At 61.3% G+C, this 18,615-nt stretch carries 17 protein-coding genes; 4 read left to right on the forward strand and 13 right to left on the reverse strand.

Going from position 1 to position 18,615, the window contains the following annotated elements; translation table 11 throughout:
* The 3 genes from AC0VX3_RS22420 to AC0VX3_RS22430 all read right to left on the reverse strand — a co-directional run bounded on the left by AC0VX3_RS22420 (position 1) and on the right by AC0VX3_RS22430 (position 2,721).
* Positions 1-621 (reverse strand): PilZ domain-containing protein, encoded by a 621-nt coding sequence (locus tag AC0VX3_RS22420; RefSeq protein WP_475522375.1) that lies wholly within the window; start codon positions 619-621, stop codon positions 1-3.
* A gap of 254 nt (positions 622-875) precedes the next feature.
* Positions 876-1,517: a PilZ domain-containing protein gene (locus tag AC0VX3_RS22425; protein WP_475522376.1), complete on the reverse strand. Its 642-nt coding sequence runs from the start codon at positions 1,515-1,517 to the stop codon at positions 876-878.
* A gap of 271 nt (positions 1,518-1,788) precedes the next feature.
* Positions 1,789-2,721: a uracil-DNA glycosylase gene (locus AC0VX3_RS22430; RefSeq protein ID WP_475522377.1), complete on the reverse strand. Its 933-nt coding sequence runs from the start codon at positions 2,719-2,721 to the stop codon at positions 1,789-1,791.
* 416 nt (positions 2,722-3,137) lie between these two features.
* On the opposite strand from AC0VX3_RS22430, the gene AC0VX3_RS22435 reads away from it, so the two are divergent.
* Positions 3,138-4,814, forward strand: coding sequence for an electron transfer flavoprotein-ubiquinone oxidoreductase (locus AC0VX3_RS22435; protein WP_475522378.1), 1,677 nt, complete (start codon positions 3,138-3,140; stop codon positions 4,812-4,814).
* A gap of 1,292 nt (positions 4,815-6,106) precedes the next feature.
* On the opposite strand, the gene AC0VX3_RS22440 is transcribed toward AC0VX3_RS22435, so the two are convergent.
* From AC0VX3_RS22440 to AC0VX3_RS22460, 5 genes are all read right to left on the reverse strand, one after another.
* Positions 6,107-7,405, reverse strand: a complete 1,299-nt coding sequence (locus tag AC0VX3_RS22440) for a DEAD/DEAH box helicase (protein WP_342890947.1) — start codon at positions 7,403-7,405, stop codon at positions 6,107-6,109.
* Between the two features lie 327 nt (positions 7,406-7,732).
* Entirely contained in the window at positions 7,733-8,863 is a 1,131-nt protein-coding gene (locus AC0VX3_RS22445; protein WP_475522379.1) for a PQQ-dependent sugar dehydrogenase, read from the reverse strand.
* A gap of 164 nt (positions 8,864-9,027) precedes the next feature.
* Entirely contained in the window at positions 9,028-11,322 is a 2,295-nt protein-coding gene (locus AC0VX3_RS22450; RefSeq protein ID WP_475522380.1) for an NADP-dependent malic enzyme, read from the reverse strand.
* Positions 11,323-11,417: 95 nt separating this feature from the next.
* Positions 11,418-12,062, reverse strand: coding sequence for a ceramidase domain-containing protein (locus AC0VX3_RS22455; protein ID WP_475522381.1), 645 nt, complete (start codon positions 12,060-12,062; stop codon positions 11,418-11,420).
* Between the two features lie 37 nt (positions 12,063-12,099).
* The gene (locus AC0VX3_RS22460; protein WP_475522382.1) at positions 12,100-13,326 is read right to left on the reverse strand and encodes an aminotransferase-like domain-containing protein; all 1,227 of its coding nucleotides are present in this window, start codon (positions 13,324-13,326) and stop codon (positions 12,100-12,102) included.
* Between the two features lie 187 nt (positions 13,327-13,513).
* Between AC0VX3_RS22460 and moaB the strand changes: the two genes are divergently transcribed.
* Entirely contained in the window at positions 13,514-14,071 is a 558-nt protein-coding gene (moaB, locus tag AC0VX3_RS22465) for a molybdenum cofactor biosynthesis protein B (RefSeq protein ID WP_475522383.1), read from the forward strand.
* Positions 14,072-14,163: 92 nt separating this feature from the next.
* Here moaB and AC0VX3_RS22470 read toward each other — a convergent pair whose 3' ends face one another.
* Positions 14,164-14,859, reverse strand: a complete 696-nt coding sequence (locus tag AC0VX3_RS22470; protein ID WP_342890953.1) for a glycosyltransferase — start codon at positions 14,857-14,859, stop codon at positions 14,164-14,166.
* 110 nt (positions 14,860-14,969) lie between these two features.
* Between AC0VX3_RS22470 and AC0VX3_RS22475 the strand changes: the two genes are divergently transcribed.
* Both AC0VX3_RS22475 and AC0VX3_RS22480 read left to right on the forward strand, forming a co-directional pair.
* Entirely contained in the window at positions 14,970-16,103 is a 1,134-nt protein-coding gene (locus AC0VX3_RS22475) for a PA0069 family radical SAM protein (protein ID WP_475522384.1), read from the forward strand.
* Between the two features lie 45 nt (positions 16,104-16,148).
* Entirely contained in the window at positions 16,149-16,805 is a 657-nt protein-coding gene (locus AC0VX3_RS22480) for a ribonuclease HII (RefSeq protein WP_475522385.1), read from the forward strand.
* Positions 16,806-16,875: 70 nt separating this feature from the next.
* On the opposite strand, the gene AC0VX3_RS22485 is transcribed toward AC0VX3_RS22480, so the two are convergent.
* The 4 genes from AC0VX3_RS22485 to AC0VX3_RS22500 form a co-directional block, all read right to left on the reverse strand.
* On the reverse strand, positions 16,876-17,181 hold the full coding sequence (locus AC0VX3_RS22485) for a hypothetical protein (RefSeq protein WP_475522386.1): 306 nt from the start codon (positions 17,179-17,181) through the stop codon (positions 16,876-16,878).
* Between the two features lie 18 nt (positions 17,182-17,199).
* Positions 17,200-17,679: a F0F1 ATP synthase subunit B gene (locus AC0VX3_RS22490; protein WP_342890957.1), complete on the reverse strand. Its 480-nt coding sequence runs from the start codon at positions 17,677-17,679 to the stop codon at positions 17,200-17,202.
* A 10-nt stretch (positions 17,680-17,689) separates the two neighbouring features.
* Positions 17,690-18,250, reverse strand: a complete 561-nt coding sequence (locus tag AC0VX3_RS22495) for a F0F1 ATP synthase subunit B (protein ID WP_342890958.1) — start codon at positions 18,248-18,250, stop codon at positions 17,690-17,692.
* Between the two features lie 117 nt (positions 18,251-18,367).
* Complete coding sequence (locus AC0VX3_RS22500) at positions 18,368-18,592, reverse strand: F0F1 ATP synthase subunit C (RefSeq protein WP_068407233.1); 225 nt, start codon at positions 18,590-18,592, stop codon at positions 18,368-18,370.
* Positions 18,593-18,615 lie beyond the last annotated feature (23 nt).

An 18,615-nucleotide genomic window follows, 5' to 3' on the forward strand; every position in this document is an offset into this window, starting at 1 on the left:
TTAGCCGCCGAATGCGCTGATCTTCTTTTTCACCTTTGGTCCGGAAACAGGCTGTTTGTCTTCTCCCGGGCGTTTGGCAAGCGACTCTTTTGTCGGCTTGGGCCCCGCCTTGAACGGCCAGCTCAGCCGGACACCCGCCTGATTGTCTTTCCGCCAGACAATCGATCCGCAGATCGGCTGATCCATGCCGGGGATGGCGATTTCGATCGCTTCGGGCAGGCGCCCAACGGTGTCGCCTTCCAGACGGCACCCGGACTTGCTGGCGTCCACGATCCGGCATTTCATCGTCGTCGGCTGCTTCCTGCCGCTGACAACAGCGGTCATCCAGACCGGCCGGCGGGTTTCCCGCCGCTTTTCGCCAGGCTCCTCCTGCTTGAGCTGAAACGAGATCTGCGCATCGCGATCGCCGCAGGCAACCACCCTGCCGCGAACAAGCTCGTCGAAACCCGCGAGGCGCAATCCCACTTCTTCCTTGAGAAGATCGATCCTGTCGGTCGCGATCCGGCAGCCCGTTTCACAAACGTCATAGGCGGTCGCGTCGAAAAAGGACATGTCGGCCAGATCGACGACCTGAGCCGCAATTCTGTTATCCGCATTCATAGCAGCGGCAGTAGTGCTCATGTCGTCCCCCCGATTTGCACGATTTACCTTACGATCGGAAGACTGAAAACCTGGTTAACACACGAGAGACGGCCAGGAGGACATTCTGGCGGGCCGTCCGGGTCACGGCATCTGCAAACAACTCTCGAAGGAAGGGATCGGCCGGGATGGCGTGCCCGATACGGTGACCCGGGATGGAACGGCAGGAAAGGTACGCAAGCGTGTTGCCGGAGCGCGCGGTGTCAGCCCGGAGACCAGACAGGTCCTTGTCCGGGTCAGTCCTTGGTGCGCCTGACACCAAAACCGGAATTGTCCGAAGTGCGTTTTGGCTTGGGCTTGGCGCTGGGCTTGGGCTTCGCGCCGGTCTCTCTCGCACCGGACGGTGCATGGAGGCGTTTTTCATCAAATTCCCTGCTGCTGGTGAACTTCCAGATAAGCTTCACGCCGGCATATTCCGGCGACCGCCAGACGATCTTGCCGACGACCGGCAGATCGAGGCCGGCAATCTGAAGCTGGATATCAGCGGGCAGGTTTTCCATCTGATAGCTTGCGAGCCGGCAACCGGACGGACTGGCATCGACTATTTCGCACCGGAGCCCTTCACGAGAGTTCTGGCCGCTGACCCAGGCCGGTATGGACACCCTGCGGCGGCGCTCGCTGCGTTTTTCCGTGTTCTCGGCTTCATCGAATTCGAAACGAACGACGACGTCGGCGCCGCTGACTTCGGAGACCCTGGCCTTGACCATCTGATCAAAACCGGCGATCCGGAGCCCCAGGGTCTTGCCGACGCGCCGATGCTTTGTCGACAGGACCCGGCATCCGTTCCTGCTGAAGCCGGAAGCAGACGTTTCCTCACAGCCCAGGGTGTCGAAGTCCAGGACCAAGATGTGCAGTACGGCATTTTCAGGGATGTTCAACTCTGGTCCTGTCAATTTATCCCCTTGGTTCAGATCGATTGCCGACTTCCATATGATGACGGAACACCCGTAAACTTGCTTATGTGAAAAACCACGCCCGAATTAAAAATCAATAAATCCGATGATGAAATTTGTATTATTCAAGTTTACAATTACCCACCAGCCCTCATTTACTCTATACTATACTTTAGTTCTATAAAATTCGCCCCACCCCTCATAGTAACGCAAGGGAATACTGGTTTCAATCTGCAATCAGACAAACGATCACCGGTTAACCCGATAGTTTTTGTCCGATTGCAAGAAAATCGCGCCAGGAAAGTCTTTTTTCCAGAGGGCTGCGCAGCAGGTAGGCCGGGTGGTAGGTCGCGATCGCGGCAATTTCCCGTCCGCCTGCCGGATAAGTCATCCAGCGCCCGCGCAATTTGCGGATGCCGTCCTTCTCATTGAGCAGCGTTTTTGCGGAAGCCGCTCCCAGAAACACCAGCACATCCGGTTTGACCAGCTCGATCTGGCGCACGATGAACGGTTTGCAGATTTCCGTTTCCTGGGGTGTCGGCGTGCGGTTTCCCGGCGGACGCCATGGCACCACGTTGGCGATATAGGCTGACGACCTGTCGAGGCCGATTGCGGCCAGCATTCTGTCGAGCAACTGGCCGGACCGGCCGACAAACGGTTTGCCCTGCAGATCCTCGTCGCGGCCCGGGGCCTCGCCCACGAACATCAGCCGGGCTTGCGGATTGCCGTCAGCGAAGACCAGTTTCTTCGCGGTAAGCTTGAGATTGCAGCCATCGAAGGTCTCCAGACATGCCTGCAATTCGGCAAGAGACGAGGCCCGGGCCGCAAGGTCCCTGGCGGCGGCGATCACCTCGCCGTCCGGCAGCACAGCGGCAGGACCAGTGCCCGGCGCGCGCGCCTGCGGCGCGGATTGGGCCCGGGGATCAAACTGGGACTGAGGGTCCAATCGGGTCTGAGGGTCAAGACGAGCCTGGGATCGGTTTCCATCCCGGCCGGCAGAGCTCCCGGGCAGTGTCTGCGACACCTGTTGCGGTCCGGGCCTCCCCTGATCCGGCTGCACCCGCGCCGCTTCACGCGTCCGGGCGAACCAGTCGACCTGCTCGTCGCCCAGAAAACAGTCGACACCCGCGCTGGTGAAAAAATCCAGCAGGGCTTCGATCTGGCGTTGGTCGGTCGGTGTGTTCTGCACGCAAAGAGCCTCCGGTGTTGAGTGTACCCCCCAGCCGCAATAGTACAAGCGCGCCACCGCAAAAGCGGGCCGCAGGAGGCCTTTTTTCAGAAACCGCTCGCCACGGCAAGCCACCAGTTACCGCGGTAATTTACGTTTACGTAAACGTTAATATTACTCTTGACGCCCATTGCCTGCTTTGATCTATCTGGGCCGGACGAGAGAACACGCTGCCCGAATTCGTTTTGGACCACGATAAATGTCGTGTTTCGCACTGCGAAATAGGGCACATAGGCGGTAACAACCGGTTGCCGTGACAACGGACGCGGAACACCTGCCTTGGACCGCAGGGTATCGAGGGGCTTTTGGTCATCCAATGGCTTCCGGCTGACCGTCCGTGAAACAAGGCATGCCCCTTTGGGCGGAGGGAGAAAGACATGAGCGAACAGGAAACGCTTGGCGAACGCGAAAGCATGGACGTGGATGTCGTGATCGTCGGCGCAGGCCCTGCCGGGCTTGCCGCGGCGATCCGGCTGAAGCAGATCGCCAGTGAAAAAGGCGAAGAGCTGAGCGTCGTGGTGCTGGAGAAGGGATCGGAAGTCGGTGCTCATATTCTGTCCGGCGCCGTCATCGACCCGATCGCACTCGACAAGCTGCTCCCCGAATGGCGTGAGGAAGACACACCGATCAAGACGCCGGTGACCGCCGATCATTTCCTCGTGCTCGGCCCAGCGGGTTCCATGCGCCTGCCGAATCTTTTCCTCCCGAAACTGATGAACAATCACGGCAACTTCATCGTTTCGCTCGGCAACGTCTGCCGCTGGCTCGCCGAAAAGGCCGAGGCCCTTGGTGTCGAGATCTATCCCGGTTTCGCGGCCTCCGAGCTGCTGTATGATGACGACGGCAAGGTCGTCGGCGTGGCCACCGGAGACATGGGCATCGGCCGCGACGGCAAGCCAAACGCGATGTTCACGCGGGGAATGGAGCTTCGCGGCAAGTACACGCTGATCGGCGAAGGCGTCCGCGGCTCTCTGGCCAAGCAGCTTATCGAGACGTTCAGGCTGGACAAAGACTGCGACGTTCCCAAATTCGGCATCGGCATCAAGGAGCTGTGGCAGGTCGATCCGGACAAGCACAGGCTCGGTCTGGTGCAGCACTCCTTCGGCTGGCCCCTGGACGGCAAAACCGGCGGCGGGTCCTTCCTCTACCACCTGGAGGACAATCAGGTGGCCGTGGGCTTCGTCCTTCATCTCAACTACGAGAATCCCTGGCTGTCGCCCTTCGACGAGTTCCAGCGCTTCAAGACCCATCCGGCGATCCGCGACACATTCGAGGGCGGCAAGCGCATTTCCTACGGGGCACGCGCAATCACCGAGGGCGGCTATCAGTCCGTGCCGAAACTCTCCTTCCCGGGCGGCCTGCTCATGGGCTGTTCCGCGGGCTTCGTCAACGTGCCGCGCATCAAGGGCTCTCACAATGCCATGCTTTCCGGCATGCTGGCCGCCGAAGAAGTCATGGAGGCCATCGGCCGCGGCGAGGCGCATACCGAGCTCAGCCGGTACGATCAGGCCTGGCGCGACAGCCCGATCGGCGCAGACCTGAAAAAAGTGCGCAACACCAAGCCGCTCTGGTCGAAATTCGGAACCTGGCTGGGCATCGGCCTTGGTGGACTGGACATGTGGACGAACGAATTGTTCGGCTTCTCCTTCTTCGGCACCATGAAGCACGGCAAGCTGGATCGCGACACCCTGAAACCCGCCAAGGACTGCGAAAGGATCGACTATCCGAAGCCGGACGGGGTCGTCTCCTTCGACAAGCTGTCGTCCGTCTTCCTGTCCAACACAAACCATGAGGAAGACCAGCCGATCCACCTGAAGGTGAAGGATCCGGTTCTTCAAAAGACATCCGAACACGATGTCTATGCCGGTCCGTCGAGCCGCTACTGCCCGGCAGGCGTCTACGAATGGGTGGAAGAGGGCGCGGACGCCCCGAAGTTCCAGATCAATTCGCAGAATTGCGTGCACTGCAAGACCTGCGACATCAAGGATCCGAACGGCAACATCACCTGGACCGTACCGGAAGGCGCCGGTGGACCCAACTATCCGAACATGTGAGGCGGACACCGACCGCCGGTCCGGCCGCACCCGAGCAATTTCCCTGATGTCAGCGACCCGGCTCCGAGCCGGGTCATTCTTTTCGGCCGTGCGCCGGACTGTTCACCACCGGGCCCATCCGCGCCGCTCTCAAGTCAGTCAGTTTGCTCAAAAAAAACGGCACCGGAAAGAAATCTTTCCGATGCCGCTGACTTGCGGCCGATGGGTCTTATCGAACCGGTGATGGGAGGCCGGTTCGTTGCGGTTGTCACTTGGGCAGCGGCCAGGTGCGGTCTGTCCGCACTTCTTGAGCCGCGCGCCATGTCCCGCGCCACAAATTCAAGGTCCGTCTATCGACGGACAATTTCTTCAGAAGTGTCGTTCCCACCCTGAACATCCGCATTGTCTTGTCCAATCCGTCCCTGTTCGGGTCCGATTAGTTTTATTTGATTTATTAAACTGCGGTGAGAGGTGAATTAGCTTCACGTAAGGGTAAGGTCAACCCTCCTTAACGCCAAAAAAAGAAATTGGATGGGCCCAAAAGAAAATTTTATACTTATTGTTCAAAATTTGTCGGAAAACGGATGCTGCCCGGTCAGACGCCCTCATTCCGACACCGGCTTTTTGGAACCGGTTGCAGATCCCGGTGCTGAAAGTCAGCGCATAAATTTTATCTATCCATCAATAAGTTACCGCAATGCGTCCGCTATCTGATTGAAATTCAAGCGCTTCTTGATCCGCCCGCCATCTCTGCCCCGCCAACCCTGGCTTTCCAAAGCCCCCCTCATCACCAAAATCGACATCAACTAACTGATTTTAAAGGGTATTTTTATTATCCACACGCAACAAACCTGACGTTAGGTCACATGATTGCGCATTCAACTTGGTTAATTTAGGTTTACCTCCAACGGGGGCAAAACTGCGGTGAACGGTCGGTATCCGGCGGCGAACTGCACGGTCTTCGCGGAAATCCCGCGAGTTTCCCGACGAGATAATGGGATCGAACCGTGCAAGCGGTTGGATACCTTGTGGACAGGAAGAAAGCTGGCTCCTTCCAGATCGCGGCGGTTATGGACCGGGGTCAGGTAAACTTCCAAAATCACGTTCAGAACGGCTCCGGCAGTTTTGAAACCCATCGACCACAAGGTTCTGCACCGGGAAGGCCACTTCCCGGTGCTTTTTTTTGGGCGCACCGGACCCGGTGCGCAGCCAGCACCGCGGTGCGCCTCCGCACGTTGCTGTCTCCCTGTCAGGCACAAAAAAACGCCCGGCCAGATGGCCGGGCGTCTTGCATTGTGCCGTCACGAGATCGCTTATGCAGCGCTCTTGCGGCCGGTCGTCCGTCTGCGGTTCGGGCGCCGGTTCTGGGCATTGTCGTTGCTGCCGGTGGTCTTTTTCACGTTCGGCCTGCCGCCGCCGCGATTCTGTCCACCCCGGTTACCGCCGCCGCCGCCACGCTTGGGCTTGCTGGCAGCCGACATTGGCGGGATCTCGCCGCCGGCGACCGTGATGTCGATGCCGATCAGCTTCTCAATCTGCCGGAACAGACCGATTTCCTCGGGCGCGCACAAGGCAATTGCCTCGCCTTCAGCACCCGCACGCGCCGTCCGTCCGATACGGTGGACATAGGCTTCAGCCACTTCCGGCAGTTCGAAATTGTACACATGGCTGACGCCGGGAATGTCGATGCCGCGGGCCGCGACATCCGTCGCCACCAGAACATTGATCTTGCCCTCGCGCAGATCGCGAATCGCCCGGTCGCGCTGATTCTGGCTCTTGTTGCCGTGGATGGAGCCTGCTGCAATGCCACATTGCGCCAGCTTGCGCATGAGCCGTTCCGCGCCGTGCTTGGTCCTGCCGAAGACGAGCGACATGCCGTCAGGCTTTGCCTGCAATTGCTCGACCAGGAAGTCGCCCTTGGCCTTCTGGTCCATGAAATACACAGACTGCGTCACCTTGTCGGCGGTCCGTCCCGTCGGCGAGACTTCCACCCGCTCCGGGTTGCGCAGGTAGGATTGGGCCAATTCGTTGATCTGCTTGGGCATGGTCGCAGAGAACAGCAGCGTCTGACGCTCCTTGGCGACCAGTCCGGCAATGCGGCGCAGGGCGTGGATGAAGCCGAGATCCAGCATCTGGTCCGCCTCGTCGAGGACGAGATAGGAGGCCGATGCCAGATCGACGGCGTTGCGGTCGACGAGGTCCAGCAGCCGGCCCGGGGTCGCGACCAGAATGTCCGTGCCCTTGGACAGGCGCTTGATCTGGCCGTTGATCGACACGCCGCCGACGACTGAGGTGACACGCAACGGGGTGTTTTTCAGGAAGGAAATCAGGTTCTTGGCGATCTGGTTCACCAGTTCGCGCGTCGGTGCCAGGATCAGGGCGCGGGTGCCCTTGGGCCGGGCTCTTGCGTTGTCCGCAAGCAGGCTGTCGATCAGCGGCAGCCCGAAAGCTGCGGTTTTGCCTGTTCCTGTCTGGGCCAGACCCATGAGGTCACGGCCTTCCAGGATCAACGGGATCGCTTTTTGCTGGATCGGTGTCGGTTGGTCATAGCCGTTGTCAGCAACAGCGCTCAGGAGGCCGTCGGAAAGTCCCAGGCTTTGAAAGTCGGTCAATATAAATTCCTTTTCGGGCGTAAGGAAACACGCCCGGATGACCGCAGGAACGCATCCTTGCGGTTCGATGATGGATTGCGGCAGCCGCTTCGTTTCGAAAAACGGGCTCTGTGCCGCCAGACCCTCGCGTGACATGGGAACTGGTTGGACCCCTCATTGGGCCCTTGACTGCAACCGGCAAGCGGCTGCCCTTGAAAACACGATGGTTTTGGAAAAAAGGGCGCGCTGTCTGCTCACGCGGCAGCGGTTGCACGCCGCTATATCGGCTTAGCGGCCTGAAAAGTCAAGCAGTCATGTAAAAAGGCCCGCCGGGCGCACGGTGCTTCGTCAACCCGATCCCGGTACCAGACGGATCAGACGGCCGTCGTCGCTGTCGGTCAGAACATAGATATATCCGTCCGGCCCCTGGCGCACATCCCGGATGCGCTCGTCCAGATCACCGAGCAGCTTTTCCTGCGCCACAACCCGCGCGCCGTCCAGCTCAAGCCGGGCAAGATGCTGGCCCCGCAGCGCGCCCATCAGAAGGTTTCCCCGCCAGTCCGGGTAGGTGTCGCCGGTGACAAAAGCCATGCCGGACGGTGCAATGGACGGATCCCAGAAATGGATCGGCTGCTCCATGCCCTGTTTTTCGGTGCCTTCGCCGATCTTGCCGCCCGAATAATGCCGTCCGTAGGAGATCACCGGCCAGCCGTAGTTCTTGCCGGCTTCCGGGATGTTGACTTCGTCGCCGCCACGCGCGCCATGTTCGACCGTCCAGAGCTTGCCGGTTTCGGGGTGGATCGCTGCGGATTGCGGATTGCGGTGACCGATCGACCAGATCTCAGGCCGGTAGCCATCGCGCTCCAGGAACGGATTGCCGGGCGCCGGGGCACCGTCCCGTGTCAGGCGCAGGACCGAGCCTGCATGGTCGGACGGATCCTGCGCCCGCTCGTCCTCCCCCCGTTCGCCGATCGTCATGAAAAGGTGCCCGTCCGGCGCGAAGGCCAGCCTCGAACCGAAATGGCGGCCGCCATAGGACCGGTTGTTGCCGGCAAAAATTGTTTCCCCGCCGGTCAGCGCGTATCCGCGCGCCGGTGACGTTGCCAGAACGGCCTTGTAGAGCGACGTCCCCGCCCCTTCCACCGAGCCTTGCGAGAACGTCAGGTAAAGCGTGCTATTGGTCCCGAAATCCGGATCCAGCGCGATATCCAGAAGACCGCCCTGGCCCTGCGCGAAAACCTCCGGCACACCCTCCACGGCAGTCTCACCGCCAGCCGCATCCACGTGTTTGAGAACACCGTCCCGTTCGGTGATCAGGTAGCCGCCCTCCGGGAGAAACGCGACGCTCCATGGGTAGGACAGGCCGTCCGCGACCGTCTCAAGTTCAATGGAGGACTGGGCGGCCGCGGGCGCCACTGCGAGAAAGGCGGCAACGCCCATGGATACAAGCGGGGAAAGTGCAGAAAACGTCCAGGTCATGGCAGCTCCATAAGGCCGTCGGGTCTCCTGGATAAGTTAGGCAATGGATCTGCGCTGAAAAGCGGTCCGGGTTAAAAAACCTTCTGGCAGCTCTTTGAAAGCCGGCCATGCGTGTCAGGCATTTCCTCACACGCATGGCCGGACGCACTCCCAGACCGAACGGGTCAGTCCGCCGAACGTGTCTGCGCCTCGACACTTGCCAATGCAGACATGTTGACCACACCACGCGATGTGACCGACGGGGTCAGGATATGAGCGGGTTTTGCGGCGCCGAGCAGGATCGGCCCCACATGCAGGGCCTGGGTCGCCACCTTCAGCAGATTGTGGGCAATGTTGGCCGCATCCAGGTTGGGGAACAACAGGAGGTTGGCCTCGCCGGTCAGTTTGCTTCCCGGCATGACCCGTTCGCGCAGGTCGACGCTGAGTGCCGAATCGCCATGCATTTCGCCGTCGGCTTCCAGACCGGGATAGCGCTTCCAGATCAGGTTCAGCGCCTCGCGCATCTTGCGCGATGACGCCGTGTCGCGGGAGCCAAAATTCGACAGCGACAGCAACGCGATCTTCGGCTCGATGCCAAACCGGCGGATTTCTTCGGCGGCAAGGATCGCCATTTCCGAGATTTCCTCGGCGGTCGGATCCTCGGTGACGAAGGTGTCCGACAGGAACATCGCCCCCTGGGAATTGATCAGAAGCGACATGGCGGACAGGTCCCGCGCCGATTCGCAAATCCCGATCACCTGCTTGATGTCGCGCAGATGGCGGATGAAACGGCCTTCCAGGCCGCAGATGACCGCATCGGCATCGCCCCGTCGCACGGCGAGCGCCGAAATCACGGTGGTGTTGGTGCGCACGACCGTCCGGGCCGCGTTCGGCGGCATGCCCTGGCGGCCGACGCACTCGAAATATTCATCGGCATAGTCGCGGTAGCGCGGATCGTCCTGCGGGTTGATGAACTCGAAGTCAACATCCGGACGGATCTTCAGTCCGAACCGTTCGCAGCGCTGCTGCAGCACGTCGGGGCGGCCGACCAGGATCGGCTTGGCAATCTTGTCCTCGATCAGAACCTGGGCGGCGCGCAGCACCCGTTCGTCCTCGCCTTCCGCATAGATGATCCGCTGCGGGTCCTTGCTGGCATTCTGGATGATCGGCTTCATGATCAGTCCGGACCGGAAGACAAAGCGGTTCAGGCGGTCCAGATAGGCGTCGAAATCCGCGATCGGGCGGGTCGCGACGCCGGTCTCCATCGCGGCCCGGGCAACGGCGGGCGCGATGCGCAGGATCAGGCGCTGGTCGAAAGGCGACGGGATCAGGTAGTTCGGGCCGAAGGTCTCCACCTTGCCACCATAGGCGCGGGCGGCGACATCGCTTGGCTCCTCACGCGCCAGGCCGGCGATCGCCTCGACCGCCGCGCGTTTCATTTCCTCGTTGATGCTGGTCGCACCTACATCCAGCGCGCCCCGGAATATGTAGGGGAAACACAGGACGTTGTTGACCTGGTTCGGATAATCCGACCGGCCGGTGCACATGACCACGTCGTCGCGCACCGCCTGGGCCTCTTCCGGCATGATTTCCGGATTGGGATTGGCCAGGGCCAGGATCAGCGGCCCCTGATCCATTTTCGCCACCATGTGGGGTTTCAGGACACCGGCGGCGGACAGGCCCAGGAACACGTTGGCGCCTTCGATGACCTCGTCGAGCGTGCGCTTGTCGGTCTTCTGGGCAAAGGCCGCCTTCCACTCGTCCATCAGGGCTTCCCGGCCCTCATAGACAACGCCCTCGATATCCGTCACCCAGATGTTTTCCCGCTTCGCGCCCAGCGAGACCAGCATGTTGAGGCAGGCAAGCGCGGCCGCGCCTGCGCCGGAAGCGACGATCCTGGCGTCCTCGATCTTCTTGCCGGCCAGGTCGAGCGCGTTGCGGACGGCGGCACCGACAATGATCGCGGTGCCGTGCTGGTCGTCGTGGAACACCGGGATGTTCATTTTCTCCCGGAGCTGCGCCTCGATCATGAAACACTCCGGCGCCTTGATGTCTTCAAGGTTGATGCCGCCGAATGTCGGTTCCAGCACAGACACCGCATGGACGAACTTGTCGACATCGGTCTCGTCGACCTCGATATCGAAGACATCGATGCCGGCGAATTTCTTGAACAGAACCGCCTTGCCTTCCATCACCGGTTTGGAGGCCAGCGGCCCGATGTTGCCGAGCCCCAGCACCGCGGTGCCGTTGGAGATGACCGCGACCAGATTGCCGCGCGAGGTGTAGTTGGCGGCTTTTGCCGGATCGTCAGCGATTTCCAGACACGGAGCGGCGACGCCTGGAGAGTAGGCCAGCGCGAGATCGCGCTGGTTGCCCAGCGGTTTGATCGCCTGGATCTCCAGTTTCCCCGGGCGCGGATGCTCATGATAGAACAGGGCCGCTTCTGTCAGATCGCTATCAGTGGTCTTTCTGTCGCTCATTGCGGTCCCTGTCTCCCGAGGTCACTTGCTATGTCTGCGATGATCCCGGCCTTGCCGGCGGGACACCGTACTTTTTTCCGACGTTTCCCCGAGGTCTACCCGGCACGCTGCCAAATGAGAACCCGTAATAGCAGAAACAGAACGACACCGTTCAGGATATGCCACAGGAAATGGGTGCCGAATGCGATCTGATCGCACAACGGACCGTCCAGGGTTCGCAGCGCCAGCGACAGGGCGAAGATCGCGCCCGTCAGCAGAACCTGCGTTCCCAGTTCACGGTCCCAGCGGGCAAACAGCGCTCCGGTGATGAAGATCGCCATGAGGGCCGGAACATAGCCCGCTGACGAACCGACGATCGGCGCAACAGCCCGCCCCGCAAGGGGTGTCGCCGCGAAGAAGACGGCGACGATCCCCAGCGCCGCCCACCACGGCAGACCCAGAAAGCGGGTCAGGGCGACAAAAAGATAGACATGGATGAACAGGGCGATCGGAATGACATCCGCCAGGCCGGCCCACCTGGTCGCGAAGGTGTGAAACAGGAACGAGCCGATCCCGGTGGCACACACGATCGCGATCAGCACAAGTGCCGGCAGATCTCCGGGTGTCTTTCGGCGCCAGAACACAAAGGCGGCAACCGCCGCCATCAGAAAGGCTGCGTTGGTCACGGCGTTCAGCGGCTCGGACCAGAAATCCGGGCCGACGCGCTCGCAATAATTGTCCACCTGATCGGTCAGTGCCATCGACCGGTTCCCCGTCAGCCCCGTTTACCCGCATTGCCTACACCGTGGACATGACAGTTTCCGAAATCAAGCGTCCCAGCCTTGAAATACCTTCTTCGATTTTAGCAAAGTCCGCACAGGAAAAACTGAGGCGCAGGGAGTTGGCGCCGCTGCCGTCCGGATGAAAGGCCTTGCCCGGAACAAACGCCACCCGCACCGTCGCGAGGGATTTTTCCAGAAGATCGGCCGCGTCGATGCCGGCGGGCAGATCCAACCAGATGAACATGCCGCCATCCGGTCTGGTCCAGTGAACACCTTCGGGCATATGGATCTGAAGGGCGGACAGCATCGCATCGCGGCGGGCCTTGTAGACGGCATTGGTGCGCGCCGTGTGCGTGTCGAAGACCCGCTCCGCGACCCGGGCCATGGCTTCCTGGTTGAGGACCGGCGTGTTCAGGTCGCTTGCCTGCTTGATCAGCACCAGCCGCGAGATGACTTCTTTCGCGGCGCAGACCCAGCCGAGCCGCAGGCCCGGTGACAAGGATTTCGAGAAGCTGCCCAGGTAAAGTGTGCGGGACGCTTCGATGCCGCCCTGCTTGCGGCTGTCGAGGGCCAGCAGCGGCAGGACCGTATCACCATCATACCGCAATGCCTCGTAAGGTGCGTCCTCGATGATCGCGCAGGACAGCTCTTCTGCCAGGGCCAGAACGCGCTCGCGGTCGGCAAGACCGACCGACAGCCCCGTCGGGTTCGCAAAATCCGGCGACAGATAAGCGAACTTGACCCGGCCGCCCTGCTCCTGCGCGCACGCCGCATAGTCGGTGACGTCCCGGTTCGCGCATGGATCGAGGCGGTCGAACCGGGGTTCGTAGGCGTTGAATGCCTGCAGCGCACCAAGATAGGTGGGCCATTGCACCAGGGCCGTGTCGCCCTCCGACAGGAACAGCTTGCCAATATAGTCCAGTCCCTGCTGGGAGCCGGAAGTGATCAGGATATTGCCGGGATCGCAGTCAACGCCGAGGGTGCGCATGTGGCTCACGATCCAGTCGCGCAGCCGGGGACTGCCTTCGCTGACACCGTATTGAAGGGCCCGGCCGGCGTCGGGTCCACTGAGGATTTCCTGGTAGGCCTGCCTGAATTCCTCCGCCGGAAACAGATCCGGATCAGGGATGCCGCCGGCAAAGGAGATCACGTCCGGCCGGTCCAGGAGTTTCAGAAGTTCTCGGATTTCCGAGGCGCTCATCCGGCTGGCGCGCCGGGCATAGAGGCTGTCCCAGGTGGTCATGTTCGGCTCTTCGGCTGTTTTTGGTCTTGCTATTTAAGTCAATAATACTGACCTATCTATTTAGCAAGTGTCTCATTCTTGTTATTTTTTGTAACTTTATTGCGTCGCAGGTTACCGAGCGCAATTGCCGTTGCCTCTGGAACCTGCGTCAGCAATCGCCTATCTGTTGACGACAAAGGAGAACGCCATGCCCCGTCTGGACGATACGCGCCCGTTCATCCCGCTCGACATTGCGGTTTTGACCGTGTCCGACACGCGCAAGCTGGAAGAGGACCGGTCCGGCAGCATATTGGCGGAAAGGCTTGCAAAGGCGGGCCACCGCCTCGCGGACCGGAAGATCGTGACAGACGACGTGCCGGCCATCCGGAAGATCGCGAAGGACTGGATCGCGGATCCCGATATCGACGTGATCATTTCCACCGGCGGCACCGGTTTCACCGGCCGCGACGTGACGCCCGAAGCCATGGAACCCCTGTTCGAAAAGCGCATGGACGGTTTCTCGGAGGTCTTTCACCGGATTTCCTACGACAAGATCGGCACCTCGACGATCCAGTCCAGGGCCACCGGCGGCGTCGCCGGCGCCACCTATATATTCGTGCTGCCGGGATCTCCGGGCGCCTGCAAGGACGCCTGGGACGGCATCCTGATGTGGCAGCTCGACTACCGCCACATGCCCTGCAATTTCGTGGAAATCATGCCGCGCCTCGACGAGCACCTGAAACGCGGCAAGCTGCGGGAGGCTTAGCCCCGGACAGGGCAAGCCAAGAGCCTGAGATTCCCTCAGGCGCCATTCGTTCGAAAGACGGGCAGTCCCTTGCCCGGGCCGAAGTGCCGATTTCAGCCGTGCAGCTTGACCGCGACGCTCGCGGGGATGCGCAGCATGCCGACGCAAAAGCGTGCCAGGGACTGGCGGAACCGGGAGAGCACGCTGTCGTCTTCCGCATCACCGGACGAAACGGCAGCCGCTCGCAGAAACACCAGCCGCCCGCGTCCGATGCGCTTGGCGATGTCCAGGTCTTCCAGTTCCGGCAGTGGCCTGTGTCCGCCGAGCTTCTGATAGAAGCTGCGCGAGATCAGCAGACCCTGATTGCCATATGGCATGCCGAGAAGCTGCGAGCGCAGGGCCGCAATGGTTTCGCTGATGCGGGCGCCAAAGCCGAAGGCTTCGTAGCGGAGGCGGAAACTTGCGGCGGTGCCGGGACCCTTGCGCGCACGCGCGGCTCTTTCGACAAAAGCCTGCGCCTCGTGATGCCAGCCGCTTTCCAGCAGCGTTTCGGGACGCAGGAACAACAGCCAGTCGCCGCGCCTTGAAAGAGACACGCCATAGGCAAGACGCTCGCTGCGCGGCGCGCCCTGGCGGCACGCCCAGGTGCAGCCTGCGGCATCGGCGACCATGTCGGTGTTGTCGGTCGACCCGCCATCCACAATGATGACTTCGCGCACGACACCTTCCGCCGCCGCCGGTACCAAAGCCGAGAGGGCGTGCACCAGCTCGGTTTCTGAATTCTTTGTCGCGATGATGACACTTATCATGAGCCCGAGTTTTACATGAAAAATTTCAAAGTGCGAGAGAGTCCGCTTGTGAAAGCTCTGATTTAGGCTAATGTTCCTGATATGTTCTTTTTTGATTACGGAACGCCTTGATGAATGCCTTCAGACACTCCCTGCCCGCGTCGCCAGCGGCAGAGCCTTCCGCGTCGGAAGCCGCAAGGCTGGGTGAGGAGCGCCGCCGCGGCCGGGGGGCGGCTCTCAACAAGAGCGGGCGTTTCGAGCCGGTTGCCAGAGAGGACTTCGACGACGGCTGGGACAGCCTTGACGACCTGCCGCCGCTCAAGACGGAGATCCAGGAGGAGCGCGCGCGCACCATCATCACCCGCAACGAGTCTCCGGACATCTCCTTCGACCGGTCGATCAATCCCTACAGGGGATGCGAGCACGGCTGCATCTACTGCTTCGCCAGGCCCAGCCACGCCTATATGGGCCTGTCTCCCGGGCTCGATTTCGAAACCAGACTGTTTGCCAAACCCAATGCCGCGGAGCTTCTGGAGCGCGAACTGTCCCGTCCCGGCTACACCCCGCGCGTCATCGCCATCGGCACCAACACCGACCCCTATCAGCCGATGGAGCGCAGTTACAAGCTGATGCCCGAAATACTGGAGGTTCTGGAGGCCTGTTCCCACCCGGTCGCGATCGTCACCAAGTCGGCCCTGGTCAGCCGTGACATCGACATCCTCGCCCGCATGGCGAAACGAAACCTGGTCAAGGTCGCGCTTTCGGTGACGACGCTGGACAGGAAACTCTGCCGGGCAATGGAGCCGCGGGCTTCCGCACCGCACAAGAGGCTTGGTGCCATAAAAGCCCTTTCGGAAGCAGGCATTCCAACGTCCGTCATGATGGCACCGATCATCCCGGCGCTGACGGACAGCGAAATCGAGGCCCTGCTTGAGGCCGCGGCCGAACACGGTGCGGCGGAGGCCGGTTATGTCCTGCTGCGCCTGCCGCGGGAAGTCTCCGAACTCTTCCGCGACTGGCTGCTGCGCGAGCGACCGAACCGCTACCAGCATGTGATGAACCTGATCCGGTCCATGCGCGGCGGCAAGGATTACGACGCCAAATGGGGCGAGCGCATGCGCGGACGCGGTCCCTATGCGGACCAGATCGGCAAACGCTTCTCGCTTGCCGCCAAACGTCTCGGGCTCAACCTGCGCCGCAAGAAACTGAATTCGGACGACTTCGTCCAGCCGCAAAAAGGCGGTGTGCAACTGGACCTGTTCTGATCCAGCGACTTGCGGAAAGGCTCGGGTGTCTGCAGGTTTGACGGTATGCCACACACTCCGACCCTTTTCGAACTGCCGTTCCCCGATCAGCCGGACCTTGACATTGAACGCCGGCAGGCCGCCGCGTTCGACGGATTTCTCTGCGGTGTGGACGAAGCCGGACGCGGCCCCTGGGCGGGACCTGTGGTCACCGCGGCCGTCATGCTGGACTATGACCGGGTTCCGCAGGGGCTGAACGATTCCAAGAAGCTGACCGAAGCCCGGCGCGAGGCGCTGTTCGAGGAAATCGTTACCAGTGCGCATGTGTCGGTTGCCAGCGCGTCACCTTCCACGATCGACCGGCTGAACATTCGCGCGGCAACCCTTTCGGCGATGGTTCGGGCGGTCACGCTCCTGGCTGCCGTTCCAGCTTATGTGCTGATCGACGGGCGGGATGTTCCGGCAGGATTGAAATCACCGGGTCAGGCTCTGGTAAAAGGCGACGGCCGCTGCCTGTGTGTCGCCGCCGCCTCGATTGTCGCCAAGGTCACCCGGGACCGGATGATGGTGCGGCTGGAAGAGCATTGTCCGGGCTACGGCTTTGCCCGTCACAAGGGTTACGGGGTTCCGCTGCATCAGGCAGCCCTGGCCAGACTTGGGCCTTCCCCGCACCACCGGATGAGCTTCAGGCCGGTCCGGGTTGCGGCAGAAGCGCACCGGTGACAAGAGCACGCCGCCGTGCCCCTGACCATCACAAGGGCAAAGGCCGATGACACCGGTGACTTGCTGAGTTTCAGAGGCCCGCCATCCGGGGCGAAGCGGCGATCTGCCGGGACTGGACGATCAAGCCACGTGAAGAGCACGGCCCCGTTTCTGCGGCGTAGCTCAAAAGCAAAAGATCCTGCCGGCCGGCAGAAAGTCCGCTCGCCCGGTCAACCAGACCGCGCACCTCGGCGCACTTTGCCGGCAGACGGAAACGTGCCGTCAGATGGGTCGTCACCAGCACTCTCTGGCATGACTTGCGAAACGGCTGCCTGACACGACCGATACCGGCACAAACAAAAAGCGGCCCCGTGAGGCCGCTTTTCAGTTTGTTCATTGCCAGGAAAGCTGAACGTCAGTTCAACCGTTCCTTCACCTGCGAAATGCTCTTGGCCAGAATGTCGTCGGCGACCTTGTCCTTGACCTTGGCGGTCAGGATCACCTCGGCCGCGGCGACGGCAATGTCGGCCGCCTTGGCGCGAACCTCGGCAATCGCCTGGCTTTCGGCCTGGGCGATCTTGTCCTCGGCAGCCTTCGTCCGGCGGGCGATCATCTCTTCAAGGGCCTGATTGGTTTCCACCGTCAGGCGCTCGGCTTCCGAGTTGGCTTCGGCGATGATGGCTTCCGCCTCACCTTCGGCTTCGTGGCGCTTGCGCTGATATTCCGACAGCAGAGACTGGGCTTCTTCACGCATCTTGCGTGCTTCCTCCAGCTCCTTGCGGATGGTATCGGCGCGGTCGTCCAGAGAAGCTCCGATCTTGCCCGGAACCTTGACGTAAATGATCAGCACGAAGAAGAGAACGAGACCGACCGTGGCCCAGAATGTTGCGTCCATGATGGTCTCCTCAGTTCATCGCCGACTTCAGCGCCTTGGTCAGATCGGTCTTTGTCGGAGCCTTCCCGATCAGCTGCTCGACGAGAGCTGACGTGGTGTCTCCGGCAATTTCCTCGATCTGGGAAAGGGCCTCGGTCTTGATACCGGCGATATGAGCTTCCGCCGCCTTGAGCTTCTCGCCCAGCTTGGCTTCGGCCTTTTCGCGGCGGGTCTCGTGATCCGCCTTGAGCTTGGACCGCGTGTCATGGGCTATGCCATGCGCCTTGTTGCGGGCCTCGGCCAGCGCCTGCTCGTAAGCGGCAATCGCCGCGTCGGTTTCTTCCTTGAGGCGGCTGGCCTCGGAAAGATCCCCGGCGATGCGATCCTTGCGGTCTTCCAGGATCCCTGCGATCCGCGGCATGGCCACGTTCTTCATGATCCAGTAAAACACGGCAAAGGTGATGGCCAGCCACAAGAGCTGGGACGCAAAGGTGGTCGCATCGAACGGCGGGAAGCCAGCGCCATGCTCAGCAGCCGGCACTTCGATGACTTCGTGCATGCCTTCGGTGGTCGAATGCGTTGGGCTTGCCATTTCCTGTCTCCTAAATCCGGCTGGGCGGCACTTCTAACAGCCGGCGCTCACATGGAACGCTGGCTGTATCGGGGCGCCGCCACCGGAGTCGCATCGAAAGTCGCTGCGAATGAGCGATCAAGCGAACAGGAGGATCAGGGCGACCAGCAGGGAGAAGATGCCCAGAGCTTCTGTAACGGCGAAGCCGAAGATCAGGCGGCCGAACTGGCCATCAGCAGCGGACGGGTTGCGCAGGGCGCCGGCGAGATAGCTACCGAAGATGTTGCCGAGGCCAATACCGGCGCCGCCCATGCCCAGGCATGCGATACCGGCACCGATGTATTTTGCTGCTTCTGCTTCCATGACACGTGCTCCTAGATGGTGTT

Source organism: Roseibium sp. QJM3NY_11, assembly GCF_056173175.1.

Bases quoted from the DNA above. Each gene is read 5' to 3' on its own strand.
- AC0VX3_RS22420 (WP_475522375.1), bottom strand. From the start codon at position 621: ATGAGCACTACTGCCGCTGCTATGAATGCGGATAACAGAATTGCGGCT.
- AC0VX3_RS22435 (WP_475522378.1), top strand. From the start codon at position 3,138: ATGAGCGAACAGGAAACGCTTGGCGAACGCGAAAGCATGGACGTGGAT.
- AC0VX3_RS22445 (WP_475522379.1), bottom strand. From the start codon at position 8,863: ATGACCTGGACGTTTTCTGCACTTTCCCCGCTTGTATCCATGGGCGTT.
- AC0VX3_RS22450 (WP_475522380.1), bottom strand. From the start codon at position 11,322: ATGAGCGACAGAAAGACCACTGATAGCGATCTGACAGAAGCGGCCCTG.
- AC0VX3_RS22455 (WP_475522381.1), bottom strand. From the start codon at position 12,062: ATGGCACTGACCGATCAGGTGGACAATTATTGCGAGCGCGTCGGCCCG.
- AC0VX3_RS22460 (WP_475522382.1), bottom strand. From the start codon at position 13,326: ATGACCACCTGGGACAGCCTCTATGCCCGGCGCGCCAGCCGGATGAGC.
- moaB (WP_475522383.1), top strand. From the start codon at position 13,514: ATGCCCCGTCTGGACGATACGCGCCCGTTCATCCCGCTCGACATTGCG.
- AC0VX3_RS22470 (WP_342890953.1), bottom strand. From the start codon at position 14,859: ATGATAAGTGTCATCATCGCGACAAAGAATTCAGAAACCGAGCTGGTG.
- AC0VX3_RS22475 (WP_475522384.1), top strand. From the start codon at position 14,970: ATGAATGCCTTCAGACACTCCCTGCCCGCGTCGCCAGCGGCAGAGCCT.
- AC0VX3_RS22480 (WP_475522385.1), top strand. From the start codon at position 16,149: ATGCCACACACTCCGACCCTTTTCGAACTGCCGTTCCCCGATCAGCCG.
- AC0VX3_RS22485 (WP_475522386.1), bottom strand. From the start codon at position 17,181: ATGAACAAACTGAAAAGCGGCCTCACGGGGCCGCTTTTTGTTTGTGCC.
- AC0VX3_RS22490 (WP_342890957.1), bottom strand. From the start codon at position 17,679: ATGGACGCAACATTCTGGGCCACGGTCGGTCTCGTTCTCTTCTTCGTG.
- AC0VX3_RS22495 (WP_342890958.1), bottom strand. From the start codon at position 18,250: ATGGCAAGCCCAACGCATTCGACCACCGAAGGCATGCACGAAGTCATC.
- AC0VX3_RS22500 (WP_068407233.1), bottom strand. From the start codon at position 18,592: ATGGAAGCAGAAGCAGCAAAATACATCGGTGCCGGTATCGCATGCCTG.